Consider the following 26,205-nt stretch of genomic DNA (forward strand, 5'->3'; position numbering starts at 1 on the left):
TTCCAGTTATTTTGATGGTTGTCGTTCGATTGGGTTTTTAAAAACTTTTATATTGTTAATCATTTGATCATATTTATTTTTCAATCGCGAACTTACTTTGTCATATGAGATATTTAAATGATACGGGAAAATATTCAATTCGCGACAATAATACTCCACATCATTTTCCACATTTTTCCCTGTTTCATCTTTAAACATATTACCTATCAAACAACTAGAAATCACAATTGACTTTTCTATTAAAGGCAAAGAAACCATGGTTCCTACATGAATAGTAACAACACTCGAATCCTTCATTATGATATAGTCATAAAAAACACCTTCCTCATACGTATATACTTTTTTCACATATTCGCCAGGAAGACCAATTTCGATACTGAATTCAGAGATTAGAATTGTATCTTGTTGATTTTGTGCATATGTATTAATACAAAAACACAAACAAAATATGAATGCTATCTTTCTTTTCATCTTTTACCCTTTTTATGTCGAATATTACGTTTGGTTTCACTTACGGCTTTGCCAATTTGATTTGACAACATCTCATTTGAATCATATCTTATTAAATCATAATATTCAATTCCATTAAACATATATGACTCACCTCGCTTGTTTTTGTAATGATGAGATGCCGCATACGGACTCCTTGTCCTTTCATAGATTACTCCGTGTCCATATCCCTCATGGGAAAGAGTAATTGCTTGTTGTTCTTTTGAAAGCGTAGAACTTGTGATAATATGTACTTTCCCGTCAGTACTATGATGTGTTTCTGCATTAGGCATTTCTGTAACACCACGATAAAAGTTGTTATCTGTTTCTACAAAGGGTTTACCTTCACTATCATACGCCCTAGATTCAAATGAGTAAACAACATCACTCTTTGCCAACAGCTTAAGTGCTTCCATGTTAGCAGATGTTCCACTATATTGACTTAACAAGTCATAATCAAGTAGTCCATCCGCATTAAACTCTACATACTTTGATTCTTCATCTGTTAGCGTGTTTCTAATATTCTCTTGCGAAATAGAATCGCCATACACTTTTCTTCCATCTGGATCCACATAATTCACCGGATTATTCGCACAATAAGCATAGGGACTGATGCTGAAGTACTTCTCACAGAGTGGGTCCATGGTCGTGAAACGGCCAAGAAGAGGGTCGTACCAGCGGGCGCCATAATCCAACAGGTTCAGCCCATGCATACGGTCCAGCTCCTTTCCATTGTACTTATAGCGGCGATTATTAGGAGCCGATTCCTGGACGTAAGTCGCACCGAAAGGATAGTATTCATCAAGATGTTCCGTCTTGCCATTCTCATCAACAACTGCACGGACACTGCCCAGATGGTCGTGCTGGTAGAAATGATAATGGGGAAGACCCAATGAGTCCAACGTCATATAGACGCCATCAAACAACACCTGCTCAAGGCTCTGGTTGGAATAGATGAAGTTACCGCAATACACAAGCGAGTCGTAAATACCCATCTCGATTAGCGGATTAGCATATAACATCATATTATTCTTTATTTTCATCTTCGTCTACTCTTTCTGGTAAAACCGCCCCTCTTCTAATAACATTATGGTAATCACAGAAAATATAACAAGCGATATGTTTAATCTCAAACAAATAGAGAGTGGGGCATTCTTCTTTTTCTCTATACTTAATCTTAAACCGGTATCTTTTCTTCCCTCTTCTCTCCTTTTTATCATATATAATTGTCAACACATCACCTTTAATCATCCATCTACCAGGACAAACTTTTCCATAAGGATATATCTTTCTAAATCGATGATTTCTTAAGAATTCTATTTTCGTACATCCTGCATAGCCACACGCAATCCCTGAATTCTCTATTATAGGACCTTCTCCTATGGAATCCATTTCTTCTTTATTGTAAAATACAGTTCGTCTTTCAGTCCATACTCTATCAACAAGAATGGAGTCATTGCCATATACACCTAAATAGGCAAATAAGGACATGCAAAATAACAACAGTTTATTCATAATGCTTTTATTGTGGCTTCTCTTTTAATTCACTAACGTCGTTTAATATAATCGATTAAGTGGGCATATAAAACTTTTCCTTGTTCGTCGTATGTTATCAGGAAACATGGAATAGTCCGCTGGCGCCGTGAGCTCTTAATGAATAATACAGACTGAGTTCGTGGCTGTCCGTTTTGAATTTCTAGGCATTCCTGTCCATCAACATAAAGATTATTATCCCTCACATAACCTTTTGCCACATAACATTTAAGATGGGGAAAGGGATTCTTTTCTTCCAAAAAGAGCTCTTCCTGTTTGGAGAACTTTACCTTTACGACATCATCGCACTCGTTAATGATATAGTTTGATGCATTCAATTCGTAACATTTCATCATGTTGTCTTCTTTGCACTCACTTAGCATCAAAGACTTATCTTTATTAGCAACCTTGACAAAACGACTATCTGTTTCACTAGAACCAAATCCCACACTGATTGTACTATCAGATAGTTCTTGCCAGTCGAAAGTCACCTGATGTCCGTCACAGTATCTCACGATACCTTTTCCATCATAAAAGAAAGATACCGTTGGTGGTACATTAGCGACCTCTCTACTAACAATTTTATAATCTCCATCTTTTTCAATATAATAGGACGAGACTTCTCCCACTTGCCAGCATCCCAATAAACTGGTCATATATATTATCGTCAATAAACTATTGCACATGATTTGGGTCCTTCTTTCTTTCTTTTTCGTTAGTTTCTCTTCTTATTGCATTCTCTACTTCTACGGCATTAACAACATCTTCATTCTCCGCTTTATTTAATCTTGGTTCTGCATGTCCTGCTATTTCGTGAGCCAAAATATATTCAGGACCATCTGATATTGGTTCTCCGTCTTTGTCTACTAGATTATTATATGATTCTCCAGATATAACTACAGAAATATCACCATTTGCGTATTCCTTTGTAGCCCCTTCCCCTTTCCGAGAAATATTCTTCCTTTGACCTTTCTCATCTAAATAATAATCATCTATAAAAATATAAATCGTATTTTTATTATTTTTAATAGCCCTTCCCAACGATTTTGTATATGTAGATGAAAATCCTTTTGTACTTGAAGGTTTTGATAGATATAAATATCCCTTTTTATCAACAGAAAAGTTTCCTTGAGCTATTTTATTAATATAACCTAGTACTTGTTTTTGATTACTTTTACGTATTTTTATTTTCCTTCCATCCGGATCCACATAATTCACCGGATTATTCGCACAATAAGCATAGGGACTGATGCTGAAGTACTTCTCACAGAGTGGGTCCATGGTCGTGAAACGGCCAAGAAGAGGGTCGTACCAGCGGGCGCCATAATCCAACAGGTTCAGCCCATGCATGCGATCCAGCTCCTTCCCATTGTACTTATAGCGGCGATTATTAGGAGCCGATTCCTGGACGTAAGTCGCACCGAAAGGATAGTATTCATCAAGATGTTCTGTCTTGCCATTCTCATCTACAACGGCACGAACACTGCCCAGATGGTCGTGCTGGTAGAAATGATAATGGGGAAGACCCAATGAGTCCAACGTCATATAGCCACCATCAAACAACACCTGCTCAAGCCGCTGGTTGGAATAGATGAAGTTGCCGCAATACACAATGGAGTCATGAGTGCCCATCTCGGGTGACGGGGTAGATGGAAAGATTTCCACACGCCTCTTTGCATTCACGCGTCCGCCGTGAATTGGCGGGCGAGCTATCACCGTGTCATCAGGAACCGGATTAACCACCTCGCGAGGGAATGGAGTAAAGTATATGGCCTTCATCTTTTCACCATCGCTGTTATATACGTACTTGCTGTATTGTTTATCTCTAAACAACACTTTCTGGGGCAAATTTAATGAATTATACGTTATCGACAAAATATTCTTGTTTAAATCTTTTGTCATATTACCGTTTTCGTCATATTCGTACTCTATCGGGCTATCATTACTATCCATAAAATGCACAGAACCTTTGTATGACGATACATCAATAGAGTCAGCTACACTACGGAGTTGGTTGCCATCATAAGTAAAGTAAAGTTCATCAACCGGAGCATAACAAGGTTCAAGAAAACTGTTCTTTTTCTTTTTTACGAATAAACCTTTTCTATTCAACATATTTATGTTGCCATTCTTGTCATAGGAAACTGAAACAGAATAATTGCGTGATTTGTCCGCTTTTGTATTTTCTCCATAGCTTGCTCCTACCATTCTGTTTAGACCATCATAGGTATAGTCATAATAACTTGAGCCACATTGCATCCTACTAATATTGCCATTATAACAATGGGGACCCTCACCTTCCGTATAATACAATTTCATATCAAAGGCATTACCACTAATATCTGTCAAGGCACCACGGATGTTATAAGCATAGTTGATTACCAAAGCATTCTGGCCATGAGTCAATTGGGATACATTTCCCAATTCATCATACTGATATGAAGAGATAACTATAGGCTCATTATTGTTATAGGTCAACGACACCTGCTTCAGCCTGTCACCTATTGGGTAATACTCATAATTATATTGCAGTCGATTAGCTATTCCATTTCTTGTTACTCTTTGAATAACACGCAGTGGTTTATCCGTAAATGTATATTTGGTCTTCGTTTCCTCAATAGCTCCATTGAGCAGCATGCGACGACGCTCTATGACACGCCCTCTGTCATCATAGTAAATAGCAGAAAAAAGCATATCGTTTTCAGACGTCATAGTAGCATGGCCTGTCAAAAGGCCTCTGGCCTTGGCATAATCCAGCCGCTTTAGATCCGAAATGAAATTCCCATGCGGAAAGCCGTCATGTTCTCCAAGAAAGGTATAGTCGTCATAATAGTCAACCTTCTCAATGGTAATCGTTCCCATGTCGTTTCTCATTGGAATAGTATAGCCTATTTCCTCCACGGAGTTACCAATTAGTCGCGTATTCGTGTTATAAACGCCCGACTGGGGTATCTGTGTACAAAGCCCTTGAACAACCATACGCCCGAAATAGTCATAGAGATAAAACCTATACCGTCCAAGTCCCTTTAGTACACCGTCCTGCATATAGGCCACACGGTCACAACGATCGTACCAATATTGTATCATATCACAGCCTGGCAACTTTTTCTTAATGCAACGATCCTTGGCATCATACTCATACAGATAGCAGTAAGCATCAAAGTCATTGGTTTCCTGATACATGGGGGGCAACACACGTCTGAGACAGCGTTTTCTATCATATACATAATAGGTATCATTGGTTCCATCCCGACGTTCCAGAACTACATTGCCATAGAGATCCTTGAATATCTGAACTCGTTTTCCATCCTCATCCTCACTCGTCTCAACAGTAAGGCTGCCACTTTCATAATGGCCATTCTTAGCCAACCACGGAGAAGAGGACAGTAACGTATAGCGGATAACATCGGAAGCAGAATTGGTGGAATACGACTTCTTTGCGTAGTGATTTGTTGTCCACATGTCGGTACCAGCCCTCGTAATGGCTGTGACACGTCCTAACGGGTCATACTCTGTTTGGGAATAGCCGTAACCATCATTATAAGTATTATATGAAGCATTAGTAAAATCTGGGAGATAATTCATTCCCTGTCCTCCAACACTCGGCAGCCAGAGTTTATTTTCACGACCTAGAACATCGTATTCTTGAAGTTCATAAACATAATTTCCTGTTGTTCCCAAGCCATTAGATGCTTTTTGGGAAGGACGCCCCAAACCGTCATAGAACTGGACTCCTGTCACTTGCCTTGAATCAGCAGAATCCAAGGAAATGATTGTCTTCACGAAGTTGTTATCATACACCTGCCCCATAATGATCTTCGAAATCATTAAGAAGGCCATAACTGTTACTATTCTATGTTTCATTGCTTTCATTTCCTATAGTTATACTCAAAACGTTTCAACTGAAGGCCATTACCGTCCTTTATGCCTATCAGGCGACCCAATCTGTCGTAGTCATATAATAATGTAAAGCCATTAGGGTCGGTCTCTGAGGTCATGAGGCCAGAACTGCTATAGGTATAGGAAGTAACGTGCTGATTGGTTGTGGTCCGATAGTTCTTGAAGTATTGCAGCAGATAGTCCTTGTCAAACTGTCTTTGGTCATCCACAGAGGGGTTTTTCGAAGGATTGCCCACTGCCTTGGCTAGCAGCCAACTGTCATTGGCAATCCAAGACAATGTCACGACTGGTTTCCCCGTCTCCTGATACTGCTGTAACATACCAGTAGGTGTATATGCGAGATACGAGACTATTGTATCTGGATTGAACACGTCTTTGTATTCCAATTCATATTTAGGCAGAATCTGTTTTTCTTTACCGTTAAATCTGTCAAATACAGTTTGTCGTTTATACATAATACCGCCATTCCTAAATATTCTTATTCCTATCGGTGCTAGAAAAAACTGTTTACTAGATAGCTCCTTAGTCAATGAATCGGTACTATTATATGCATACAGATAATCTATATAATGTGTATCGTTTTTACGTTTCACTTCTTCACCAATCGTCCGCCTGATATCCACTTTGGAGGTCTTTACACCATGCTGCACATTAAGAGTCCAATCACTTCGACTGTACTCATGCGTTTCTACCAGAGGCGAGTCTCCATCGTATGTCGTTGTAATCTCCCTTATAACATCATATTTCGGGTAGAACAGTTTATAGATGCCACCATAATAGAAGTTAAATGCGGTAGAATTACCAAAAGTCTGCCAACCAATATTTGACGTAAGCACATATCTATTCTCTATTTTGTCCGAACGATATTTATAATCGGTCTTCTTGCATAATTTGTTTGATCCATCATATATTTCCTCAGAAAGCAGATGACCTCTGTAAAAACCTCGTTCGCTATACTCGTCATAAATGCTTGCAGTATTGTGAGGCGATACAGGGTCCGGAAGCAAGTCGTGTGCTGCCGAGATATTTGAGTATCTGTACACATGCTTTGTGCCATCCCCAAATGTTTCCGTTACACAACTATAGCCAAGACTGGGACCGAAGGAATTAGATAGCGGTACAATGGAAGTCGTACGGAATTCGGTTAGTGTAGTACTGGGATTGTCACTTGCCGATTGTCTCAACACCATATTTGGCCAATAGTATTTTGGTTTGGCAAACAACTCGCCACTTGATTTTCCCGTAGAGGGATCATTATAGCTGAAAGTTCGCTGCTGTAATATATGTACATCTGTCGAATCCTCATATTCCGTAATCCTTTTAATTCTCAATCCACCTGCCATCTCTGGTGTGGACAGGGTAACAGTCTCCTGCCGATTGTCTGACATGTACTTCATGTAATCGTTCTGTTCATACTCAAGCTTAGTATGCCCCCCTGTCGGGTAGATGATGTCTGTCATGCTTCCGTATCTTGTATATATTGCAGACGGAGTACGCTGATTATAGAAATTCTCGAATTCTTCATCATTGGTTGGAAGTTTATATGCCACTCCACGATAATACCCCCAGTGATCTACCGCTTTAGTAAGAAAGTCTGCTGGTAGTTTGTCGTAATTATCATACAAGAATCTGTATTCGCCATAAAGCGCATTTGCGCTATCATAAAAATACCTGTCATCCATAATCTTAATGCCATTCAGATGCATACGACTATTGAAATCATAGTCAAAACGATAGACGAGATGGCCTCCTGTATCGCCGGAACCAAGCGAGATGCTCACGGCATCCAATTGCTTTAGGCGTGTCCTCAGTAATGGGTTATTATAGTTTTCTACCTCATAACCACGATACTGATACATCTTTATACCACCATCTTCAGTCTGCAAATAATAGAAAGGCAGGTTTAAATTATTTATGTTATTATATTCTTGTTGCCACTTAGTCATATAACTATGAAGGACACTATATACAGGAATATATAAAGAGTCCATATAATCATCTGATAAAAAGGAAGAAACAAAGCGCACAGTTCTTCCATCCATTGCTTTTATGGACTTTAAATATATGGGAGATATGAGATCGCCACTACTTTCAAACTGGGAGTAAAATGAAGACTGGGAGTCGTTTATTGAGCCAAATAGCCAAGGTGCTCCGAGCTTTGCATTTGAAGAATAGGTAAAACATCTAGCTGAGTAAAAGAACTGTGCTATAAACTTTCCTCTTTCATAGCTGAAGGAGAACAGTTCATTTCCCATACGGTCTACTATCTTCTTGAGATACCAACTATTAGCTGTCCAGGGGATGAAATCCTCCTTGGAACTCATATGAAAGAAAGGGACATTATATTCTATATAGGAACTATCACCACCAAAATGGTATTCGGTTCCATTTTCATCCCGCAATACAAATCCTTTTATCGTTTCTGGTTGATACGTTTGCAAGTTGCTACTAGGATATTTATCTATAAACGGTCGTGCATAATTGTCCTGATCTTCCACATCAAATATCACCTCAATATTCCGGTCGCAGGAAACATTCCACTGTCCATCACTGCCGAGAAAGAAACGGCCTGATATGCCAAGGAAATTAAAATAGAAAATATCTGGAGCGAAATCTGAATACCCCCGAAAAATAGAGTCTCTTAGATTCCTATGATACTCATCTTTCCCTTCTTTTTCCAATATGTCCTTGAGGCGACCGTATGTATGAAAATAGTTTGATACAGGATAAGCTAGACTACCCTTCGGATAAACATACTCGTCATAACGTCCCTGGACTTGCCGAGTTATCACCCCCGTAGCATTCAGTGTCCAATTATAGCCCGTCCATCCAGGCAAACTATTAAGCAACACGCCCGAAGGCTCGTATTGCATGGTGATAGGCAGAGTCACATCCCTTACTTTCAGCTCATACAATGGTATTGATATGTTGGGCCTACCTGTATAATAAGAAACTGGAACTGTTCCAAATCGGCCAAGATCAGAAGCATTAGGAGAGGGAATATCTCCTGGAATACGGTTTTGTCCCCACAAGTGAGACATAACAAATACAATTGACAGCAATAAATATATACGTTTCATTTTATGTTTATCTTTTGGCTATAGATTCTTCCGTTTAGGTTTATATAGAGAATGTATTGTCCTTTTCGAAGGGAAGAACAATCAATTAACACCTCTTGGGTTCCTGCATATAGGGTATAAGATTCGCTTTTATGCATAACTCCCATTAGGTCTGCTATTATGAAATGGGCATTGGCGGATTGGCCAAGTTCGAAACCAATAATTAAATAACCATTATTATTGGTCACTGTATAGTTGGGGTATGAATTGTCTGAATCACGAGGATTTTCTTCTTCTTTTTCATCTTCATCATTTGATGCCTTCTCATAGTTCCTGTATGCAACTTGACTAAAGGCATAAGGGCTGGCATCAGCATAATACGTCGTAGAATGAATCTCATATACTGGATTTTGCTCACCTTCTACATACCATCTGTAACTTTCGGATATCTCCTGTTGTCCGCTATCCTCATCATTTGCACATGAATCCACATTCTGACGTATAGCTGTTGTGGTTATGGTGTATATTCGGAGGACATTCTCCAAGGTGTCTCCTTTAGCCAGAATCAGCTTCCCATAACCATCAACTTCCATGGAAACTGTTCCAAAGCGCTTCATATAGTGCCGTCCGCAGTATTGTCCTTCACCATAAAAGTTTGAAACATACTTCTCGCCATATTCAGAAGGGACTTTTGAAACAAATTTAGGGGTCATATAGTCTATATGGTATAGCGGAGTCTCTTCCCGCAACAAGAACAAAGAATCCTCACTCTGGTGGAATGTACTCACCTTTCCCTTTTCCATACGCACAAAGGAGGTGTCTGTCTCTAAGAAGTCACGACAGCTGTATACATGGCGTGTCTTAACATGACTGAAATCCCAAAGTCGGGATGGACCTTTACTACCAGCATCGCAATAAGTCACTTCATCCTTGTTAATATCTGGATTTTCCATTAATAAATCTACCTGTCCAAAAGAATCCAGGGAAACCAGACAACAAGTAAAAAACAAAAGAAAAATATTCTTTACCATTGAAAATTATATTTGTTAGCGCTGCAAATATAGAAAAAACATTAGATTATTCTATCATAAAAACACAATTATTAATAAGTCAAAATAAGTCAAAAGCCCCCAAAAAGATATCCTAAAATTCTATATTTCAAAGCGTTATAAAAATAATAAGTCAAAATAAGTCAAAATGATTATTGATTAATAATTCGACACAAAATAACATGTTTTGCACCACTTTCCTCAAAAATGTATAAGAGACCCCCAACCCTCCCGAGGGAGGGGGTATGGTGCTTACTGGGCACTTTTATCTCACTGTTATGATAAACATCCTTAATGAGAAAGATATTGTGGTGCCATTGTGTAGGTTTTGCATTGCAATAGTGTAGGTTTTGCGATGCAATACCTTTGCTTTTGCGATGCAATACCTTTGCTTTTGCGATGCAATTCGGTAAGTTTTACTCCGCATCCAGCCCCTGGAAAGGTCATTTCTAGGGGCTGGACGCGGTCAGTCCAGGGGCTAGAAACAGGCGTTCCAGGGGCTGGAATAGAAACAATTGTTTTGGTTTTAGACTTTAGAACCGACCGTTCTATACCTTAGAACTGCCACTCTTGGCCTTCAAAAGGGATGCTAAAGATACCACAAAAGATAGTAATAAAAAAAGAGCAAGCCTCGAAATGCTTGCTCTTTCATATTGGATGGATGATAACTGATTAGTATTTCAAAATCTGTCCGGGCATCAAGCGCACCTTGGTGCTGATGCGGTTCAGCTTGCAGATGGCATTCACCGAGGTGCGATGCTTGCGAGCAATGGCCGAAAGGGTCTCGCCCTTTGCCACTTTGTGATAGCGAGCCGACTGCACCTCACGGTTCTGGCGCTTGCTGGCCGTCGCATTGTTCATGTTCTCCTCGAGACCATCGCCACCACGATACTCACCACCGGTGCCACGCAGACGAGTGGCCTGAGCCGACTCGGCATTGTAGGTGCTCTTGCGGAAGAGGTAGGTATCGCCTGTGACGTCCTGATTGCGGAAGTCGAACATCAGCGCTGGGTTCAGGGCTACACCACAAAGACGGGTCTCGAAGTGCAGGTGTGAACCAGTGCTGCGACCGGTGTTGCCGCCCAAACCGATAGGATCGCCAGCGCGCACCTCTTGGTTCTCGGCAACCAGATGTTTAGACATGTGACCGTAGATGGTCTCCAGTCCGTTAGCGTGGCGAATGACCACGTATTTGCCATAGCCCTTAGGCTCATAGCGTACGATACGCACCTTACCGGTAAATGCAGCACGGATGGTGTCGCCAATGTACACCTTGATATCCAGTCCTTTGTGCTGACGGCCCCAACGGGCACCGAAATTAGAGGTGATGATGCGGCTGTTGGTTGGCATGCAGAAGTCTCGCAGGTTGATGCGGAACGAGTCGGGCAACTGTGTTGCCTGATGGGCATAGCGGTTGTTCCAATCGTTGTAGAGGCTGGCTGCGGGCGACTCGTAAACTTCGTAGTCGAGCATGCGCTGCAGTGCTATAGAGTCTATAGCTCTCATCTTGCGATCAATAGGTGCCTGACTGGCCAACAGATCTTGACCAGCAGCGGGAATCACAGAGATGGAAGCTAATGCCACAAGGGCTATTTTTTTTATAGTCTTAAACATTCTTTCTTGATTAGTAAAGTTATGTGTACAAAAAGTTACGCTGCAAAGTTACAAAAAAAATTCTTTTACTCCCAAACAAACACGGTATCTTTTGGGGTCTTTTAACATAAAAAGCGCATTTTTACACTATTTCGCGTATAGAATTAATCCTTTTTGACTGATATTTGCCTGACTTTGAGGCACATCGCACTCGCTGAGCATACGCAACTGTTTGATCACGTTGCCCGTCTTATCGTGGCGCGGACCAATGCCCCGCGTCTGTGTCATGGGATAGATGCAGCCTCGCAGGAAACGGCCGTTTTCATCGATGCCCACCACCACCAAGGGGGCCTGTCCGGATATGCCGACAAGACTTACATTATACGGGGTGCAGAAGTTGCCCAGACTATAGGCAATGAAGCGGTCCTTATAGACCTCGATGGCACGCATCACATGAGGGCCGTGGCCATAGACGATGTCGGCGCCATGGTCAATGCAGAAGTGTGCCAGCTCACGAATAGAGCCACGATTCTCGCCCAAGAAGGATTCGGGGCCATTGGGAAGATGACACTTGTCGCGCCCCTCGGCACCGCCATGGAACGACACGATGACGATGTCGCACGTGCTGACCAGCGAGTCAACGATGCGGGCCACATTGTTAAAATCGATGTGGCGCACGGTGTAGTGGTTATGACCGAAAGCACAAAGACCTATTTTCCGGCCATGACGCTGCAAGACGACACATTCCCTACGCCCGGCAATGCCGGAATAGAGGATGCCCTGCTCGTCGAGGCAGCGCTCGGTAGATTCGATGCCCTCCAGTCCGAAGTCGTTGGCATGGTTGTTGGCCATGCTCAGGTAGTCGAAACCGGCCTCCCTAAGCCGGGGAGCATACTTGGTGGGCATGCGAAAGGAATAGCTGCCAGGGCCCCCGCTCTTGGTGCTGGTGCCACCATCGCAGAGCACACCTTCGAGGTTGCCCACGGCCAAGTCGGCCCGTTGCAGAATGGATTTAGAGTCTTTGAAGAGATTGGCACCATCGTTGGCAGGGAGCATCACGGAAGGATGGGTCGTGCCCATCATGATGTCGCCAACCATAGCGACCGTTAAAGTGTCAGCATGGCTGCTCAGCAAGCTGGCAGCCATGACAGTAAGGGTGGTAAAGATCGATTTTATCATATTCTTATTGTGCACTACTGCACACGGCGTACGCCTACGAAGCGGCGGCTATAATAGCCATCGGTCGATTTGCTGACCTTCACGCCATCTTTCGTGCTGGCATGAATGAAGGTGAACACCTGTGTGACAGGATCGTAATCGATGACGATACCCACATGGCCCACACCTCGACCCGAGCGGGGACTGGTGAAGAACACGAGGTCGCCGGGCTGCATCTCGCTGCGCTTCACAGGGATGTTACGCGCATACTGGTCGCGAGAAGAGTTGCCGATATTCATATTGTTCTGACGATAGACGTAGCTGGTGAAGCCTGAACAGTCGAAGGTATTGGGGCCCTTGCTGCCAAGACGATAGCGGGCACCAAGGTGCTTATAGGCCTCGTTCATGAGGTTGTCTATCATCGTTCCGTCGTATTTGAAGGATTCTTTGCCATTATAGAGGAAGTCGAAGTTGTCTATCTCTTCGTCGGCGCCCACTTCATACACGTCCTCCACCTCACTCATGGCTTCTTCGAGGGTCAGGGGTTGTGACTTAGTGGTCTGTCCGAACACGGCTGTGACGGATAATGAGAAACTAAAAATGGTGCAAAATATAAGTTTATTCATTCTCTATAAATTAATCGAGCTTACGGTTGTTTTGGGCTATGCTGGATGCAAAGATAATAAATAAAAATGAGAAAAACATACAGAAACACGACAAATTAATAAGACTTAACATCTTTTAGTTTATTCATTTTCTGCATGTTAGGAAATGGCTGCCCAGTTGATATTCGTTTTACGCAACTGTTTCAGGCGATCCCACAACAGTTGAAACTTGGGCGACTGACAGGTGGGATCCTCGTCGATGATAGCCTGTGCGGTGTCGCGTGCCATCTGCACGATTTGTCCGTCGCGGGCAATGTCGGCTATCTTCAGATCGAAGGCCATGCCACTCTGCTGGGTTCCCTCCAGATCGCCGGGGCCACGCAGTTTCAAGTCGGCTTCGGCAATACGGAAGCCGTCGTTGGTCTCGCACATGATGTCGATGCGCTTGCGGGTGTCCTCGCTGAGTTTATAAGTGGTGACGAGGATGCAATACGACTGATCGGCACCACGACCCACCCTGCCTCTGAGCTGATGCAGTTGCGAAAGGCCGAAACGCTGAGCATCAAGGATGACCATAACCGAGGCATTGGGCACGTTGACGCCTACCTCGATGACGGTGGTGGCAACGAGAATCTGTGTCTCGCCACTGACAAACTTCTGCATTTCGTCTTCCTTCTCCTTGGCTTTCATCTTGCCATGGACGCGACTCAGGCGGAACTCGGGGAAGGCCTGGCGCAGCACCTCGAACCCCTGTTCCAGATTTTTCAGATCAATCTTCTCGCTCTCCTCGATGAGCGGGAACACGATATAGACCTGACGCCCCTGACGAATCTGCTGACGGATGCCGTCGTAGAGGGTCGTCATGCGGGTGTCGAAGACGTGGGTGGTGCGTATGGGCTTACGTCCTGGAGGAAGTTCGTCGATGACGCTGACATCCAGATCGCCATAGAGCGTCATGGCCAGCGTGCGGGGAATGGGGGTAGCGGTCATCACCAGCACGTGAGGAGGGTTGGCGCTCTTGGCCCACAGTTTGGCACGCTGAGCCACGCCAAAGCGGTGCTGCTCATCGACCACTGCAATGCCCAACTGGCGGAATTGCACGGAGTCCTCAATGACAGCATGAGTACCCACCAGAATCTGCACTCGGCCGTCGAGAAGTCCTGCCAGGACCTCTTCGCGCTGCTTGCCCTTCACCATACCTGTCAGGAGCTCTACCCGCACAGGCATGTCCTTCAGGAAAGCCCTGATGGTGGCAAGATGTTGTTCGGCCAAGATCTCAGTGGGTGCCATGATACAAGCCTGAAAACCATTGTCCAATGCTATGAGCATGGTCATCAGGGCCACCAGTGTCTTGCCACTGCCCACATCGCCTTGCAACAGGCGGTTCATCTGTCGGCCGCTGCTCAGGTCACGCCGTATCTCATGCATGACACGCTTCTGAGCGCCTGTCAGTGGGAAAGGAAGATTCTGGTGATAGAACGTATTGAAGATGTCGCCAATACGATTGAACACATAGCCGCGATACTTGCGACGTTGGTCGCTGGCATAGCGAAGAATGTTCAGTTGGACAAAGAACAGCTCTTCGAACTTCATGCGCACCCGCGCTTTCTCAAGGTCGCGACTGTTCTGGGGATAATGGATGTTGCGCACAGCCTCATCGCGACTCATCAGATGATGCTGTGCAATGATAAAGTCGGGGATGGTCTCGGGCAGCGGGGGCATCTTCTCAATGAGCGTCTTGGTGAGTCGCTCCACAGCCCGCGAGTTGAGTCCTCCCTTTTTCATTTTCTCGGTGGTGTTGTAGTAGGGCTGCATGCCCATAGCCGAGGTGTCCACCTTGCTGGCGTCATCGAGGTCGGGATGCTGCACCTGTATGCGGTTGCCATAAACCGAGGGACGACCAAACAGCAGATAGTCGGTACCTATCTTGTAGGTCTGTTTGGCATAGCGGCCACCATTGAACCACACCAGGTCCATGATGCCTGTACCATCGCTGAAGTGGGCCACGACACGTTCCTTGCGCGGTCCCATCTCGAAGGTCTCGAAACTAAGGATACGACCTACCACCTGCACAAAGGGCATATCGCCAGTGAGTTCGCTCACCTGATAGACACGGCTGCGATCCACATATTTATAAGGATAATACTCCAACAAGTCACCAAAGGTCTCGATGCCGAGTTCTTTGCCCAGCATTTTCTTGCGATTGGGACCAACGCCCGGCAAGTAGGTGATGTCTTGTTCGAGAAACCCGTTCATGGCTTGGTTATAGCAGCGTCTCTGCTATCTTGAGGTCGAAAGGTGTGGTGATTTTGATATTCTCGCGGTTGCCATCGACCATGGTCACTTGTTCGCCATAGGCCTCAACCACAGAGGCGTCGTCGGTGAAAGACTCGGTATAAGGCTGACGGTTGGCAGCCTTCAGCAGTTGAATATCGAAGGTCTGCGGTGTCTGCACCAGACGATAGTCGGCACGATAGACATTACCCTCGCCCACATGTCGCAAGGTTTCGACAACGGGGGTGACGGGAATCACCGCCTTGTGGATGCGCGCTGTCTCATAGCAGGCACGAATCACTTCGACCGAGACGAAAGGACGCACGCCATCATGCACACCGACAACGCCCTGTGCGTCATCGGGAATCAGAGCCAAGCCGTTCTGCACGGAATGAAAACGGGTCTGCCCGCCGTCGGCCAACAGATAGGGCACGTCAAACTGATAGGTGGCACAAAGCTCGCGCCAGTAGTCCTGCTGCGCCTTGGGCAACACGAGGATAATTTGTAGATCCTTGGAATAGTCGCGGAAGCGCTTCAGCGTGCGCATCAACACGGGCATGCCGCCGATGGGCAGGAACTGCTTGGGCACCTCGCCACCCATACGCAAGCCTTTACCGCCTGCTACGATGATGATGTAGTCCATAACCAATCAGCGCTGCATCAGGTGTTTGAAACGCATGCCCTCGGCAATCTGGTCGGCCGTCTGCTGGTCAACCAGCTGCGACAGCAGCTCGTAGGCAAAGGGGAATGCGGCGGCAGGGCCCTCGCCCGTGGTGATGGTACCATCTACGGTACAAAGGTCGGCAGTATAGGTAGCGCCTTCAAGCAACTGCTCAAAACCGGGATAGCACGTGGCTTTCTTACCTTTCAGGATGCCTAGCTGGCCCAACACTACACCCGGAGCTGCACAGATGGCAGCCAAGCGCTTGCCGGCCTCGTGCTGGCGGAGCACTGCCTCTCTGACACCTTGATGGGCATAGAGATTGCTGGCACCCGGCATACCACCAGGAAGCAGCAACAGGTCTGCATCAGAAAAATTGCAACTCTCGAACATCACATCGGCAATGAACTGCACGTGATGTGAGCTCTCTACCACCTGGCCCTCGCCAGTGGTGCTCACCGTTACTACTTCCACACCGCCACGACGCAACACATCGATGGGTATCAGGGCCTCGACATCCTCAAAGCCGTTGGCCAGAAACACATATACTTTTGCCATATCTTTATAGTTCAATATAACTTCTACTTCAACTTCTTGATGGAGCAAAGTTAACAAAAAAACCGCAATAATGCCTATTTTTTCGATAAAAAACCGCATTTCATGACAATTTATGTATTATTTTTGTACTTTTGCAAAAACAAAACGAATGAAGATATGCCACAACAACCTTTACGTTTCGCTCTTTTCGGCAACGTTTACCAACACGCCAAGTCGGCTGCCATCCGCCAGGTGCTGACCACCTTGCAGGAATATGGCGCCACCGTACTTATTGACGAGGAGTACTACGACTTTCTTTGTTGTTCGGAGATGATCGATGTGCGCAACTACCAGACGTTCAACGGCTGTAGCTTCGAGGCTGACTTCGCCATCTCGATGGGCGGTGACGGTACACTGCTGAAGACGGCCAGCAGGGTGCGCGACAAGCAGATTCCTATACTGGGTGTGAACATGGGGCGACTGGGATTTCTGGCAGACATATCGCCACGCGAGGTGGAGTCGTGCTTCAAGGCGCTGTTCACTGGCGAATACCGGGTGGAAGACCGCGCACTGATACAGGTGCACACCGACGGCGAGAGACTGACGGGCTATAACTGTGCGCTCAACGATGTGGCTATACTGAAACGCGACACGGCATCTATGATTTCCATACGGGCCTCGGTCAACGGCGAATATCTCACCACGTATCAGGCCGACGGACTGATTGTCTCGACGCCAACGGGCTCTACAGCCTACTCACTGTCGAACGGTGGTCCTATCATTGTACCACAGACGGGCGTCATGCTCATGACGGCTGTGGCGCCCCACTCACTGAATGTGCGCCCTATCGTACTGCCAGACACGGCCACCATCGAACTGACCGTGAGCAGTCGCAGTCATACGTTCCTCGTGGCCATCGACGGTCAGGCAGAGAAACTGCCAGAGGGTACTACGTTGCGCCTTTCGCGCGCGCCCTATCAGATAAAGGTGGTGAAGCGCAACAGCACGCACTACTTCTCGATGCTACGCGAAAAAATGATGTGGGGAGCCGACGGCAGAATCTAAACCATGAAACTATTCACGCTGCTGCATAAAAACGAGAGCCACTACACAACGAAAGAGATATTCAGATGGCTGTGGCGGGCACTGAAGGGCAACCGACTTCAGGCTTCGATGAACGCAACCATCGGACTGGTAGGCGTGGGCTTCAGTCTGCTCTCGGTATGGGCCATGCAGCGTGCCATCGATATTGCCGCACATGTTTACACCACCGATACAGACCAGAGAACGGCACTCTACTGGGCCGTGGGACTGATGGCACTCATCATACTGGGCGAGTTTGCCGTTGGCATCTCGCGCGTATGGGTACGTAACATACTCGGTGTGAAAGCGCAGAACCGACTGCAACAGCACATGCTGGCACGGCTGCTGCGCTCGGAATGGCGCGGACGTGAGGCCATGCACACGGGCGACGTCATCAGCCGACTGGAACAGGACGTGAAGACGGTGGTGCAGTTTCTCACCGAGACCATGCCTTCGGTGCTCTCGACCATTACTATGTTTATCGGTGCTTTCTTCTACTTGCTACAAATGGATGTATGGCTGGCATGCATCACGGTGGGCATACTGCCTATATTCATCCTGATAAGCCGGTTCTACGTGACGCAGATGCGCCGCTTCTCACGAAAGGTGCGCGACAGCGACAGCCGGGTGCAGAGCCTGCTGACCGAGACTATGCAGCACCGCATGCTGGTGAAGACAATGGAGGCCGACAACCTGATACTGGACCGACTGAGCGACACGCAGACGATGCTGCGCGGATGGGTACGCCTGCGCACGGCATTCTCGGTGACGAGTCATCTGTTTCTGAACGTCGGCTTCTCGCTGGGCTACCTGATAGCGTTTCTATGGGGCGCCCTGCGCATGCAGAGTGGCACGCTGACCTTTGGTGGTATGACGGCATTCCTGCAACTGGTGTTCCACATTCAGGGACCTGCACGCGAGCTGACCCGACTGGCGCCTGCCTTTGTCAGCGTATTCACTGCCGCCGAACGACTGATGGAACTGGAGGAAACACCGGAGGAGCAGCAGGGAGAGGCCATCATGTTGCCGGCACCTTGCGGCATCCGTTTCGAACAGGTGACATTCAACTATGGTGCCGACGGACAGCAACCTGCGATGGACAACTTCTCGGCAGACTTCAAACCAGGAACGTGCACGGCCATCATGGGCGAGACTGGATCGGGAAAGACCACACTGATACGACTGCTGCTGGCGCTGGTGAAGCCTCAACAGGGAGAGATTCTTCTCTATGGCGACCACCACGAAGCCACATCACTGTCACCGCTGCATCGCTGCAACTTTATCTATGTGCCACAGGGCAACACGATGTTGAGCGGTTCGCTGCGCGACAACCTGCAGCTGGGAAACCCACTGGCTACCGACGAGGCTATGAGGGAAGCACTCAGCAAGGCTTGTGCCGACTTTATCAACGAGCTACCACAAGGACTAGACACGCACTTCTCGGAACTGGGCGGTGGACTGAGCGAGGGACAAGCACAGCGCATTGCTATTGCACGTGCACTGCTGCGACCGGGAAGCATCCTGCTGCTGGACGAAGCTACCAGCGCACTTGACACAGAAACTGAACGAAAAGTACTTGAAAACATTCTCAGCGACCATCGTCGCACCGTTATCTTCGTGACTCACCGCACCGCGGTTATAAATTACTGCGACCAGGTTATCACCATTGGTCAATAGTAATAATAAATAAGGTGGATTTGTTAAAGTTTTGTTAATTACGTAAAATAATCGGCCAAATATTTGGTTGGTAACATCAAAACATCTATTTTTGCAGTGTACTATTAAACTGGTACACTATTACTGAAGTGTTTTTAAGTTATAAAATAAGTATGATCAGCGTAAACAACATTAACTTTAAGTATGCCGGACAGAAGCGTCTGGTATTTGACAACTTCAGTCTGACGCTGGAGGAAAATCGTATCTATGGTCTTCTTGGCAAGAACGGTACTGGTAAATCAACCTTGCTCTACCTGCTTTCTGGCTTGTTGCGCCCCACTGCAGGTAGCGTGAGTTGCGATGGCATTGCCACCTACAAGCGACAGGCAGAGATGTTGAGCCGTATCTTCTTGGTTACTGAGGAGTTTGAACTCCCTGCAATCCACCTCTCTGAGTATGTGAAACTCTACAAGCCATTCTATCCTCAATTCTCGGAAGAGATTTTGAAGGGCTGTCTGGCTGACTTTGAATTGCCCGAGGATGTGCATCTGGGAAAACTCTCAATGGGACAGCGCAAGAAAGCCTACATTGCCTTTGCAATAGCTACCAATACGCAGTATCTGTTGATGGACGAGCCTACGAATGGGCTGGACATTCCTTCTAAGTCGCAGTTCCGCAAGGTTATTGCACAGCACATGACAGACGACCGTACGGTGATTATCTCTACCCACCAGGTGCACGATGTAGAACAGTTGCTCGACCACGTGTTGATTCTCGACCAGCGCAGCGTGCTGCTGAATGCATCTATGCAGGAAATAGAAGAGAAGTATGTCTTTGAATATCGCACACCACAGCAGATGGATGCTGACGTGCTCTATGCCGAACCTACGCTTCAGGGTAATGCCGTCGTTGCTAAGCGCAAAGAGGGAGATGCTGAGACGCAGGTCAACCTTGAACTATTGTTTAACTGTATTACCCAAGCAAAGTTTTAACTAAAAACCGAATAGAAAAATGGAAAACTTCAATATAAAAAGATTTAGTCAGGCACTGAAGTGCCACTTCCTCGTATCACGTAAGTCGTGGATTCGCATCTTTGGCATCTACACGTTGGTGATGTTTGTTGCTAACCTGTTCTTTACCCGTGTAGCTGGTTGGAGCTATTCAAAAATGGAAGAACTCTATCAAGGTGAAAAATTGGTTACAGAATATACTCATTTTGTGTATACTCAGACAACAGGTTTCTGCATAATATTCTTTGGTTTTGCTATGCTCTTTGGTGCCAGCTATATGTTTGCACAGATGAAGGACACGCGTAAACGCTCAGCCTATTTACTCTGGCCCGTGTCTAATAGTGAAAAATACATCATCAGTCTGCTTCACTCCATTATTCTGATGGCTGTTATCACAGTAGTCTCCATCGTTGCAGCTGATGCATTGCGCGTCTTGATAGATGCCATTACAGGAAGAGTTTTTGTGTGGGGTGTTCCTTTGTATGGAAAATACTTCTCTTCTGGGCCTGAGTGGCAGGAAATGTTGATGGCTGTTACTTGGATGTTCTACTTCCATTCCCTCTATATTATAGGTGGTACGCTATTCCGTCGCTTTCAGTTCCTGTCGACTAGTATTACGATTGCTACTGTTGTTATTCTTCTGATGATACTGTTTGCGCAGATAGGATGGGATAATATAGACTTCAATTTATGGTATTATGAACCCACTGGCGAGGTTTACAAACTAAGTGATGGTAGAACTATCGATATAATGCGTGCTGTGTATAATCCCAGTTTCTATTTCGCCATTCTGGGTGGCTGGCTAATCATTGCCGCTCACTACTGGGCTTCGTTTAAACTCTTCTGCCGCATACAGGTGATTAACAATAAATGGTTGAACGTATGATATTTAATTCTGATAAACCAATATTCTTGCAGATGGCCGATAGGCTCTGCGATGAAATACTGGCCGATAAGTACAAGGATGACGACCGCATCCCATCGGTGCGTGAGTACGCAGTACTGCTGGAGGTGAATACCAACACCGCCGTGAAGGCCTATGATGAACTGGCTCGTGCGAACATTATATATAATAAAAGGGGACTGGGCTACTTTGTGACTAAAGGGGCGAAGAAACAGATCCTGAAGGAGCGCAAGCACGTGTTTATGAAAGAACAACTTCCGGAACTGTTCCGACAGATGCAACTGCTGGGTATAACGTTAGAAGATGTTAAAGAGGCGTATGATATGCAACAAACCTGACATTGCGTGCGTCTAAGAAAAAAATGAAAACGATACTTCGTTATGACGTCATATCATTATAACGAATATTATAAAGAATCGAATGATACACTTAGAGAACATCAACAAAACCTATTTCGGTGCACAGCCATTGCATGTGCTGAAGGGCATAAATCTCGACATCGAAGCAGGCGAGTTTGTCAGCATCATGGGAGCCAGCGGCTCGGGTAAGTCCACCTTATTAAATATATTAGGTATTTTGGACAACTACGACTCGGGAATCTATGAACTGGCGGGCACACGCATCTGGAACCTGTCGGAGAGAAAAGCCGCAGAGTATCGTAACCACATGATTGGATTTATCTTCCAGTCGTTCAACCTGATCAACTTCAAGACGGCGGTAGAGAACGTAGAGCTGCCCCTGTTCTATCAGGGGGTGAGCAGGAAGAAGCGCCACCATCTGGCTCTGGAATATCTGGAGAAGCTGGGACTGCTGGACTGGGCTGAACACTACCCCAACGAGCTCTCGGGCGGACAGAAGCAGCGCGTGGCCATTGCACGCGCCCTGATCACAAACCCAAAGATTATCCTGGCCGATGAACCTACGGGTGCATTGGACTCGAAGACCAGCGTAGAGGTGATGGAACTGCTGAAGAACCTGAACAAGGAGGAACATATCACGCAGGTCATCGTGACGCACGACCCTGGCGTGGCACAACAAACCAACCGAATCATTAGAATCAAGGATGGAGTTATTGAATGAGATATGGCAAACGGTGCAACGCAACAAGCTGCGCACCGGCCTGACAGGTTTCGCAGTGGCATGGGGCATCTTCATGCTGATTGTGCTGTTGGGTGCAGGCAACGGACTGATCAATGCACAACTGCTGCAAACCAACCGCTTCCTGTCGAACTCGATGGTTGTCTTCGGAGGATCGACATCAAAGCCCTATCAGGGCATGAAAGAGGGACGCTGGATTCAGTTGCAGCAACGCGACATTGCCACTACCGACAAGGAATTCAACGAGACTATCGACGAGGTCGGCGCTCAATATCGCGTGAGCCCACTGGTGAGTCATGGTTCTCAGTACCTGTACCCACAGGTCATGGGCGTGTATCCAAACCATATCCGCATTGACAAAGTGGACATGACGCAGGGTCGATTCATCAACACCATCGACATCCGCGAGAAGAGAAAGGTGCTGGTGATCAGCGAAAAGCAAGCCAAAGAGTTGGAAGCCAAACTGGGTGACAATATCAACCTGGGAAATTTCTCGTTTAAGATTGTAGGCATCTACAAGGAACAAGAAAACGGACAGCCCTATATCTTCTCATCATACACGGCCATCAAGGGTATCTTTGGCACCAACAGTAGTGATGCCGGCAACATTGAGTTTACGTTCCATGGACTGGACACCGAGAACGATAACGAGGCTTTTGAGAAGAAATACCGCAAGCGCCTGAATGCAAACCACATGGTACACCCTGAAGACGAAGGTGCCATCTGGCTCTGGAACAGACACATGCAGAACATGCAGATGAACAAAGCTATCGGCATCATGAGGATGGCTCTGTGGATTGTAGGCTTGTTTACGTTGCTGAGCGGCATCGTGGGCGTTTCGAACATCATGCTGATCACCGTGAAGGAACGTACACACGAGTTTGGCATCCGAAAGGCCATCGGCGCCAAGCCGTGGGCAATCCTGAAACTGATCATCACCGAGAGTATCATCATCACCACCTTCTTTGGCTATATCGGCATGGTTCTGGGCGTGGCCACCTGCGAATATATGGATGCCACAATAGGACATACGAAGGTAGATGCCGGACTGTTTAAGGCGTCCATGTTCATCAACCCTACCGTGGGCATCGACATTTGTATCGAGGCAACCATGGTGATGATTATTGCCGGCACCATTGCGGGACTGATTCCTGCACTGAAGGCTGCAAAGACCAGACCTATTGAAGCACTTAGAGCAGATTAAGAACTTATGAGAATAGACTTAGACAACTATCGTGAAATCCTTGACACTCTGACCCGCAACAAGAGTCGTTCGCTGCTGACTGGCTTCGGCATCTTCTGGGGTGTGTTCATGCTGGTATCGCTGATAGGCGGAGGACAAGGATTGAAGGAACTGCTGAACTCTAACTTTGAAGGGTTTGCCACAAACTCAGCTCTTGTATGGGCTCAGCCAACGTCGAAAGCATACAAGGGCTTCCGCAAAGGACGCTACTGGAATATGGAATACAGAGACACGGAGCGACTGCGCCAGCGCGTGCCAGAACTCGACGTGATTTCGCCCATACTCTACGGCAATGGTGGTTCGGCCTATTATGCCGACAGAAAAACTTCTATCGACGTGAACGGCGTGCTACCTGAATATCAGTTCTTCAACAGTCCGAAGATGTTCTACGGACGCTTTCTGAACGACATGGACATCGCCCAGAAACGCAAGGTGTGCGTCATTGGCAAGAAGATATACAAGGAACTGTTCCCTGGCGGTGGCAACCCCTGCGGAAAGTTCATCCGCGTGGACTCCATCTACTACCAGGTGATTGGTGTGGACTACAACACATCGGGAGGCATGACGGGTAGCGACGGCTCAAAACTGCTGTTGCCTATCACCCAGATGCAACAGGTCTATAACCGCGGTAACACGGTGGACATGATTGCCGTCACAGGACGACCAGGCGTGGTGATGACTTCCATCATCCCGCGTATCCGCGAGGCTCTGGGAAGAGCACATACCATCGATGCCAACGACGAACAGGCCATCATGGTGTTCAACACCGAAGTGCTGTTCCAAATGATGGACTCGCTGTTTCGCGGTGTCAACTTCCTGATATGGCTCGTGGGATTGGGCACACTGCTGGCCGGTGCCATCGGCGTTTCGAACATCATGCTGGTGACCGTGCGCGAACGCACCATAGAGATAGGAATACGTCGCGCCATTGGTGCCACACCCAGAATGATCCTGTCGCAGATTGTGGCAGAGAGTATCGTGCTGACGCTGGTGGCAGGTATGAGCGGCATTCTCTTTGCCGTGTTTATCCTGCAAATGCTAGAGATGGGCAATACGGAAGACGGTATTGTGAGTGCCCACTTCCAGGTGGACTTCTGGACAGCCATCATGGCTGCCTTGGCTATCGCCATGATGGGCGTATTAGCAGGTATCGCTCCTGCAGCACGTGCCATGAGCATCAAACCCGTAGATGCAATGAGAGACGAATAAAAACAATAAAACATAAAGATTATGAAAAAGTACATGAAACTCATCATTGCGAGCATCATCGCACTGATATTCATCGGAACCTTTGTGTTCCTTTGGCAGAAAAGCCAACCCAAAGAGGTGGTTTACACAGAGTTTACACCTGAAACAACCGACCTGAAGAAGACAACGATCATCACTGGTAAGATAGAACCACGCAACGAGGTGAGCGTGAAGCCTCAGATCAGCGGCATCATTGCTGAACTGATGAAGGAGCCTGGCGACTTTGTACAGCAAGGCGAGGTGATTGCCAAAGTAAAGGTGATACCAGACATGAGCCAGCTGTCTAGCGCAGAGAGCCGTGTACGACTGGCTGATATCAACCTGAAGCAGGTGGAGAAAGACTTTTCACGCACACAGTCACTGCACAACCAGAAACTGGTCAGCGACGAGGAGTTTGAGAAAAGTCGTCAGCAACTGAAGCAGGCTCAGGAGGAGAATGCGGCTGCCATCGATGCATTGCAGGTGGTACGCGATGGTGTGTCAAAGTCGAATGCCTCGGCATCGTCAACGCTGATTCGCTCAACCATCAGCGGCATCATCCTCGACATCCCCGTAAAGGTGGGTAACTCGGTCATCAACTCTAACACATTCAACGATGGAACAACCATCGCTACGGTGGCTAACATGAAAGATCTGATTTTCCGTGGCAACATCGACGAGACCGAGGTGGGCCTGCTCTCTATTGGAATCCCTATGAAGATAACCATCGGCGCTCTACAGGACATGCAACTCGATGCTTCGCTGGAATATATCTCACCAAAAGCGACAGAGAGCAATGGCGCCAACCAGTTTGAGATAAAAGCAGCCGTCATGCTGCCCACGCAGAAACAAGAAGGACAAAGTCTGCGTTCGGGCTACTCTGCCAATGCAGAAATTGTGCTGGCTCAGGCTCAGCAGGTGCTGGCTATCCCCGAGAGTGCCATCGAGTTCAGCGGTGACAGCACCTTCGTTTATGTGGTGAAGGGTGAGGGCAAGCAGAAGACCTACGAGCGCCAGCCTGTGGTGACGGGCTTGAGCGATGGTGTGAACATTGAAATCAAGAAGGGCCTCACCGCCAAACAGAAGGTGCGCGGTCCGCAACTGATTGCTGAAGAACAATAAAACG

The 26,205-nt window shown here is 46.6% G+C and carries 22 protein-coding genes; 9 read left to right on the forward strand and 13 right to left on the reverse strand.

The genetic code is table 11. The features are described 5' to 3' along the window. Positions 1-6: 6 nt before the first annotated feature. The 13 genes from L6472_RS12200 to L6472_RS12260 all read right to left on the reverse strand — a co-directional run bounded on the left by L6472_RS12200 (position 7) and on the right by L6472_RS12260 (position 16,879). The gene (locus L6472_RS12200) at positions 7-471 is read right to left on the reverse strand and encodes a hypothetical protein (protein ID WP_237805486.1); all 465 of its coding nucleotides are present in this window, start codon (positions 469-471) and stop codon (positions 7-9) included. Next, positions 468-1,532, reverse strand: coding sequence for an RHS repeat domain-containing protein (locus L6472_RS12205; protein ID WP_237805488.1), 1,065 nt, complete (start codon positions 1,530-1,532; stop codon positions 468-470). The genes L6472_RS12200 and L6472_RS12205 overlap by 4 nt, the downstream gene beginning before the upstream one ends. Then, complete coding sequence (locus L6472_RS12210) at positions 1,516-2,004, reverse strand: hypothetical protein (protein WP_237805490.1); 489 nt, start codon at positions 2,002-2,004, stop codon at positions 1,516-1,518. Before L6472_RS12210 ends, L6472_RS12205 begins: the two co-directional genes overlap by 17 nt. 32 nt (positions 2,005-2,036) lie before the next feature. After that, on the reverse strand, positions 2,037-2,678 hold the full coding sequence (locus L6472_RS12215) for a hypothetical protein (protein ID WP_237805492.1): 642 nt from the start codon (positions 2,676-2,678) through the stop codon (positions 2,037-2,039). Positions 2,679-2,697: 19 nt separating this feature from the next. After that, on the reverse strand, positions 2,698-5,895 hold the full coding sequence (locus tag L6472_RS12220) for an RHS repeat domain-containing protein (protein ID WP_237805494.1): 3,198 nt from the start codon (positions 5,893-5,895) through the stop codon (positions 2,698-2,700). After that, positions 5,892-9,002: an RHS repeat domain-containing protein gene (locus tag L6472_RS12225; RefSeq protein ID WP_237805496.1), complete on the reverse strand. Its 3,111-nt coding sequence runs from the start codon at positions 9,000-9,002 to the stop codon at positions 5,892-5,894. Before L6472_RS12225 ends, L6472_RS12220 begins: the two co-directional genes overlap by 4 nt. Continuing rightward, positions 8,999-10,012 (reverse strand): T9SS type A sorting domain-containing protein, encoded by a 1,014-nt coding sequence (locus tag L6472_RS12230; RefSeq protein ID WP_237805497.1) that lies wholly within the window; start codon positions 10,010-10,012, stop codon positions 8,999-9,001. The genes L6472_RS12225 and L6472_RS12230 overlap by 4 nt, the downstream gene beginning before the upstream one ends. Positions 10,013-10,702: 690 nt before the next feature. Further along, positions 10,703-11,644, reverse strand: a complete 942-nt coding sequence (locus L6472_RS12235) for a M23 family metallopeptidase (RefSeq protein ID WP_237805499.1) — start codon at positions 11,642-11,644, stop codon at positions 10,703-10,705. A gap of 126 nt (positions 11,645-11,770) precedes the next feature. Next, on the reverse strand, positions 11,771-12,802 hold the full coding sequence (locus L6472_RS12240; RefSeq protein ID WP_237805501.1) for a CapA family protein: 1,032 nt from the start codon (positions 12,800-12,802) through the stop codon (positions 11,771-11,773). A gap of 14 nt (positions 12,803-12,816) precedes the next feature. After that, the gene (locus L6472_RS12245) at positions 12,817-13,407 is read right to left on the reverse strand and encodes a C40 family peptidase (protein ID WP_237805502.1); all 591 of its coding nucleotides are present in this window, start codon (positions 13,405-13,407) and stop codon (positions 12,817-12,819) included. Between the two features lie 138 nt (positions 13,408-13,545). Further along, positions 13,546-15,642: an ATP-dependent DNA helicase RecG gene (gene recG, locus L6472_RS12250; protein WP_237805504.1), complete on the reverse strand. Its 2,097-nt coding sequence runs from the start codon at positions 15,640-15,642 to the stop codon at positions 13,546-13,548. Between the two features lie 7 nt (positions 15,643-15,649). Next, on the reverse strand, positions 15,650-16,303 hold the full coding sequence (locus L6472_RS12255) for a 2-C-methyl-D-erythritol 4-phosphate cytidylyltransferase (protein ID WP_237805506.1): 654 nt from the start codon (positions 16,301-16,303) through the stop codon (positions 15,650-15,652). A gap of 6 nt (positions 16,304-16,309) precedes the next feature. Beyond that, positions 16,310-16,879: a DJ-1 family glyoxalase III gene (locus tag L6472_RS12260; RefSeq protein WP_237805508.1), complete on the reverse strand. Its 570-nt coding sequence runs from the start codon at positions 16,877-16,879 to the stop codon at positions 16,310-16,312. Positions 16,880-17,035: 156 nt separating this feature from the next. Between L6472_RS12260 and L6472_RS12265 the strand changes: the two genes are divergently transcribed. The 9 genes from L6472_RS12265 to L6472_RS12305 all read left to right on the forward strand — a co-directional run bounded on the left by L6472_RS12265 (position 17,036) and on the right by L6472_RS12305 (position 26,201). Beyond that, positions 17,036-17,923: an NAD kinase gene (locus tag L6472_RS12265; RefSeq protein ID WP_237805510.1), complete on the forward strand. Its 888-nt coding sequence runs from the start codon at positions 17,036-17,038 to the stop codon at positions 17,921-17,923. A gap of 3 nt (positions 17,924-17,926) precedes the next feature. Then, entirely contained in the window at positions 17,927-19,618 is a 1,692-nt protein-coding gene (locus tag L6472_RS12270) for an ABC transporter ATP-binding protein (RefSeq protein ID WP_237805512.1), read from the forward strand. 152 nt (positions 19,619-19,770) lie between these two features. After that, positions 19,771-20,589 carry an ATP-binding cassette domain-containing protein gene (locus tag L6472_RS12275; RefSeq protein WP_237805515.1) on the forward strand — a complete coding sequence of 273 codons (819 nt, stop codon included), beginning with the start codon at positions 19,771-19,773 and terminating at the stop codon, positions 20,587-20,589. A gap of 19 nt (positions 20,590-20,608) precedes the next feature. Continuing rightward, positions 20,609-21,493 (forward strand): hypothetical protein, encoded by an 885-nt coding sequence (locus L6472_RS12280; RefSeq protein ID WP_237805517.1) that lies wholly within the window; start codon positions 20,609-20,611, stop codon positions 21,491-21,493. Further along, entirely contained in the window at positions 21,490-21,849 is a 360-nt protein-coding gene (locus L6472_RS12285) for a GntR family transcriptional regulator (RefSeq protein ID WP_237805519.1), read from the forward strand. The genes L6472_RS12280 and L6472_RS12285 overlap by 4 nt, the downstream gene beginning before the upstream one ends. Before the next feature lie 82 nt (positions 21,850-21,931). Next, positions 21,932-22,591 carry an ABC transporter ATP-binding protein gene (locus L6472_RS12290; RefSeq protein ID WP_237805521.1) on the forward strand — a complete coding sequence of 220 codons (660 nt, stop codon included), beginning with the start codon at positions 21,932-21,934 and terminating at the stop codon, positions 22,589-22,591. Next, positions 22,575-23,813 (forward strand): ABC transporter permease, encoded by a 1,239-nt coding sequence (locus L6472_RS12295; RefSeq protein WP_237805523.1) that lies wholly within the window; start codon positions 22,575-22,577, stop codon positions 23,811-23,813. Before L6472_RS12290 ends, L6472_RS12295 begins: the two co-directional genes overlap by 17 nt. A 6-nt stretch (positions 23,814-23,819) precedes the next feature. After that, positions 23,820-25,061 (forward strand): ABC transporter permease, encoded by a 1,242-nt coding sequence (locus L6472_RS12300; protein ID WP_237805525.1) that lies wholly within the window; start codon positions 23,820-23,822, stop codon positions 25,059-25,061. A 21-nt stretch (positions 25,062-25,082) separates the two neighbouring features. Next, the gene (locus L6472_RS12305) at positions 25,083-26,201 is read left to right on the forward strand and encodes an efflux RND transporter periplasmic adaptor subunit (RefSeq protein ID WP_237805527.1); all 1,119 of its coding nucleotides are present in this window, start codon (positions 25,083-25,085) and stop codon (positions 26,199-26,201) included. Positions 26,202-26,205 lie beyond the last annotated feature (4 nt).

Origin of the sequence: Prevotella sp. E13-17, from assembly GCF_022024035.1 — a bacterium.
Classification (GTDB): domain Bacteria; phylum Bacteroidota; class Bacteroidia; order Bacteroidales; family Bacteroidaceae; genus Prevotella.

What these genes read in the sequence shown, in the direction of transcription:
- L6472_RS12295 (WP_237805523.1), top strand. Translation starts at nt 22,575, where the DNA reads ATGGAGTTATTGAATGAGATATGGCAAACGGTGCAACGCAACAAGCTG.
- L6472_RS12270 (WP_237805512.1), top strand. Translation starts at nt 17,927, where the DNA reads ATGAAACTATTCACGCTGCTGCATAAAAACGAGAGCCACTACACAACG.
- L6472_RS12245 (WP_237805502.1), bottom strand. Translation starts at nt 13,407, where the DNA reads ATGAATAAACTTATATTTTGCACCATTTTTAGTTTCTCATTATCCGTC.
- L6472_RS12265 (WP_237805510.1), top strand. Translation starts at nt 17,036, where the DNA reads ATGCCACAACAACCTTTACGTTTCGCTCTTTTCGGCAACGTTTACCAA.
- L6472_RS12260 (WP_237805508.1), bottom strand. Translation starts at nt 16,879, where the DNA reads ATGGCAAAAGTATATGTGTTTCTGGCCAACGGCTTTGAGGATGTCGAG.
- recG (WP_237805504.1), bottom strand. Translation starts at nt 15,642, where the DNA reads ATGAACGGGTTTCTCGAACAAGACATCACCTACTTGCCGGGCGTTGGT.
- L6472_RS12230 (WP_237805497.1), bottom strand. Translation starts at nt 10,012, where the DNA reads ATGGTAAAGAATATTTTTCTTTTGTTTTTTACTTGTTGTCTGGTTTCC.
- L6472_RS12215 (WP_237805492.1), bottom strand. Translation starts at nt 2,678, where the DNA reads ATGACCAGTTTATTGGGATGCTGGCAAGTGGGAGAAGTCTCGTCCTAT.
- L6472_RS12280 (WP_237805517.1), top strand. Translation starts at nt 20,609, where the DNA reads ATGGAAAACTTCAATATAAAAAGATTTAGTCAGGCACTGAAGTGCCAC.
- L6472_RS12210 (WP_237805490.1), bottom strand. Translation starts at nt 2,004, where the DNA reads ATGAATAAACTGTTGTTATTTTGCATGTCCTTATTTGCCTATTTAGGT.
- L6472_RS12255 (WP_237805506.1), bottom strand. Translation starts at nt 16,303, where the DNA reads ATGGACTACATCATCATCGTAGCAGGCGGTAAAGGCTTGCGTATGGGT.
- L6472_RS12285 (WP_237805519.1), top strand. Translation starts at nt 21,490, where the DNA reads ATGATATTTAATTCTGATAAACCAATATTCTTGCAGATGGCCGATAGG.
- L6472_RS12300 (WP_237805525.1), top strand. Translation starts at nt 23,820, where the DNA reads ATGAGAATAGACTTAGACAACTATCGTGAAATCCTTGACACTCTGACC.
- L6472_RS12240 (WP_237805501.1), bottom strand. Translation starts at nt 12,802, where the DNA reads ATGATAAAATCGATCTTTACCACCCTTACTGTCATGGCTGCCAGCTTG.
- L6472_RS12205 (WP_237805488.1), bottom strand. Translation starts at nt 1,532, where the DNA reads ATGAAAATAAAGAATAATATGATGTTATATGCTAATCCGCTAATCGAG.
- L6472_RS12305 (WP_237805527.1), top strand. Translation starts at nt 25,083, where the DNA reads ATGAAAAAGTACATGAAACTCATCATTGCGAGCATCATCGCACTGATA.
- L6472_RS12290 (WP_237805521.1), top strand. Translation starts at nt 21,932, where the DNA reads ATGATACACTTAGAGAACATCAACAAAACCTATTTCGGTGCACAGCCA.
- L6472_RS12200 (WP_237805486.1), bottom strand. Translation starts at nt 471, where the DNA reads ATGAAAAGAAAGATAGCATTCATATTTTGTTTGTGTTTTTGTATTAAT.
- L6472_RS12225 (WP_237805496.1), bottom strand. Translation starts at nt 9,002, where the DNA reads ATGAAACGTATATATTTATTGCTGTCAATTGTATTTGTTATGTCTCAC.
- L6472_RS12235 (WP_237805499.1), bottom strand. Translation starts at nt 11,644, where the DNA reads ATGTTTAAGACTATAAAAAAAATAGCCCTTGTGGCATTAGCTTCCATC.
- L6472_RS12275 (WP_237805515.1), top strand. Translation starts at nt 19,771, where the DNA reads ATGATCAGCGTAAACAACATTAACTTTAAGTATGCCGGACAGAAGCGT.
- L6472_RS12220 (WP_237805494.1), bottom strand. Translation starts at nt 5,895, where the DNA reads ATGAAAGCAATGAAACATAGAATAGTAACAGTTATGGCCTTCTTAATG.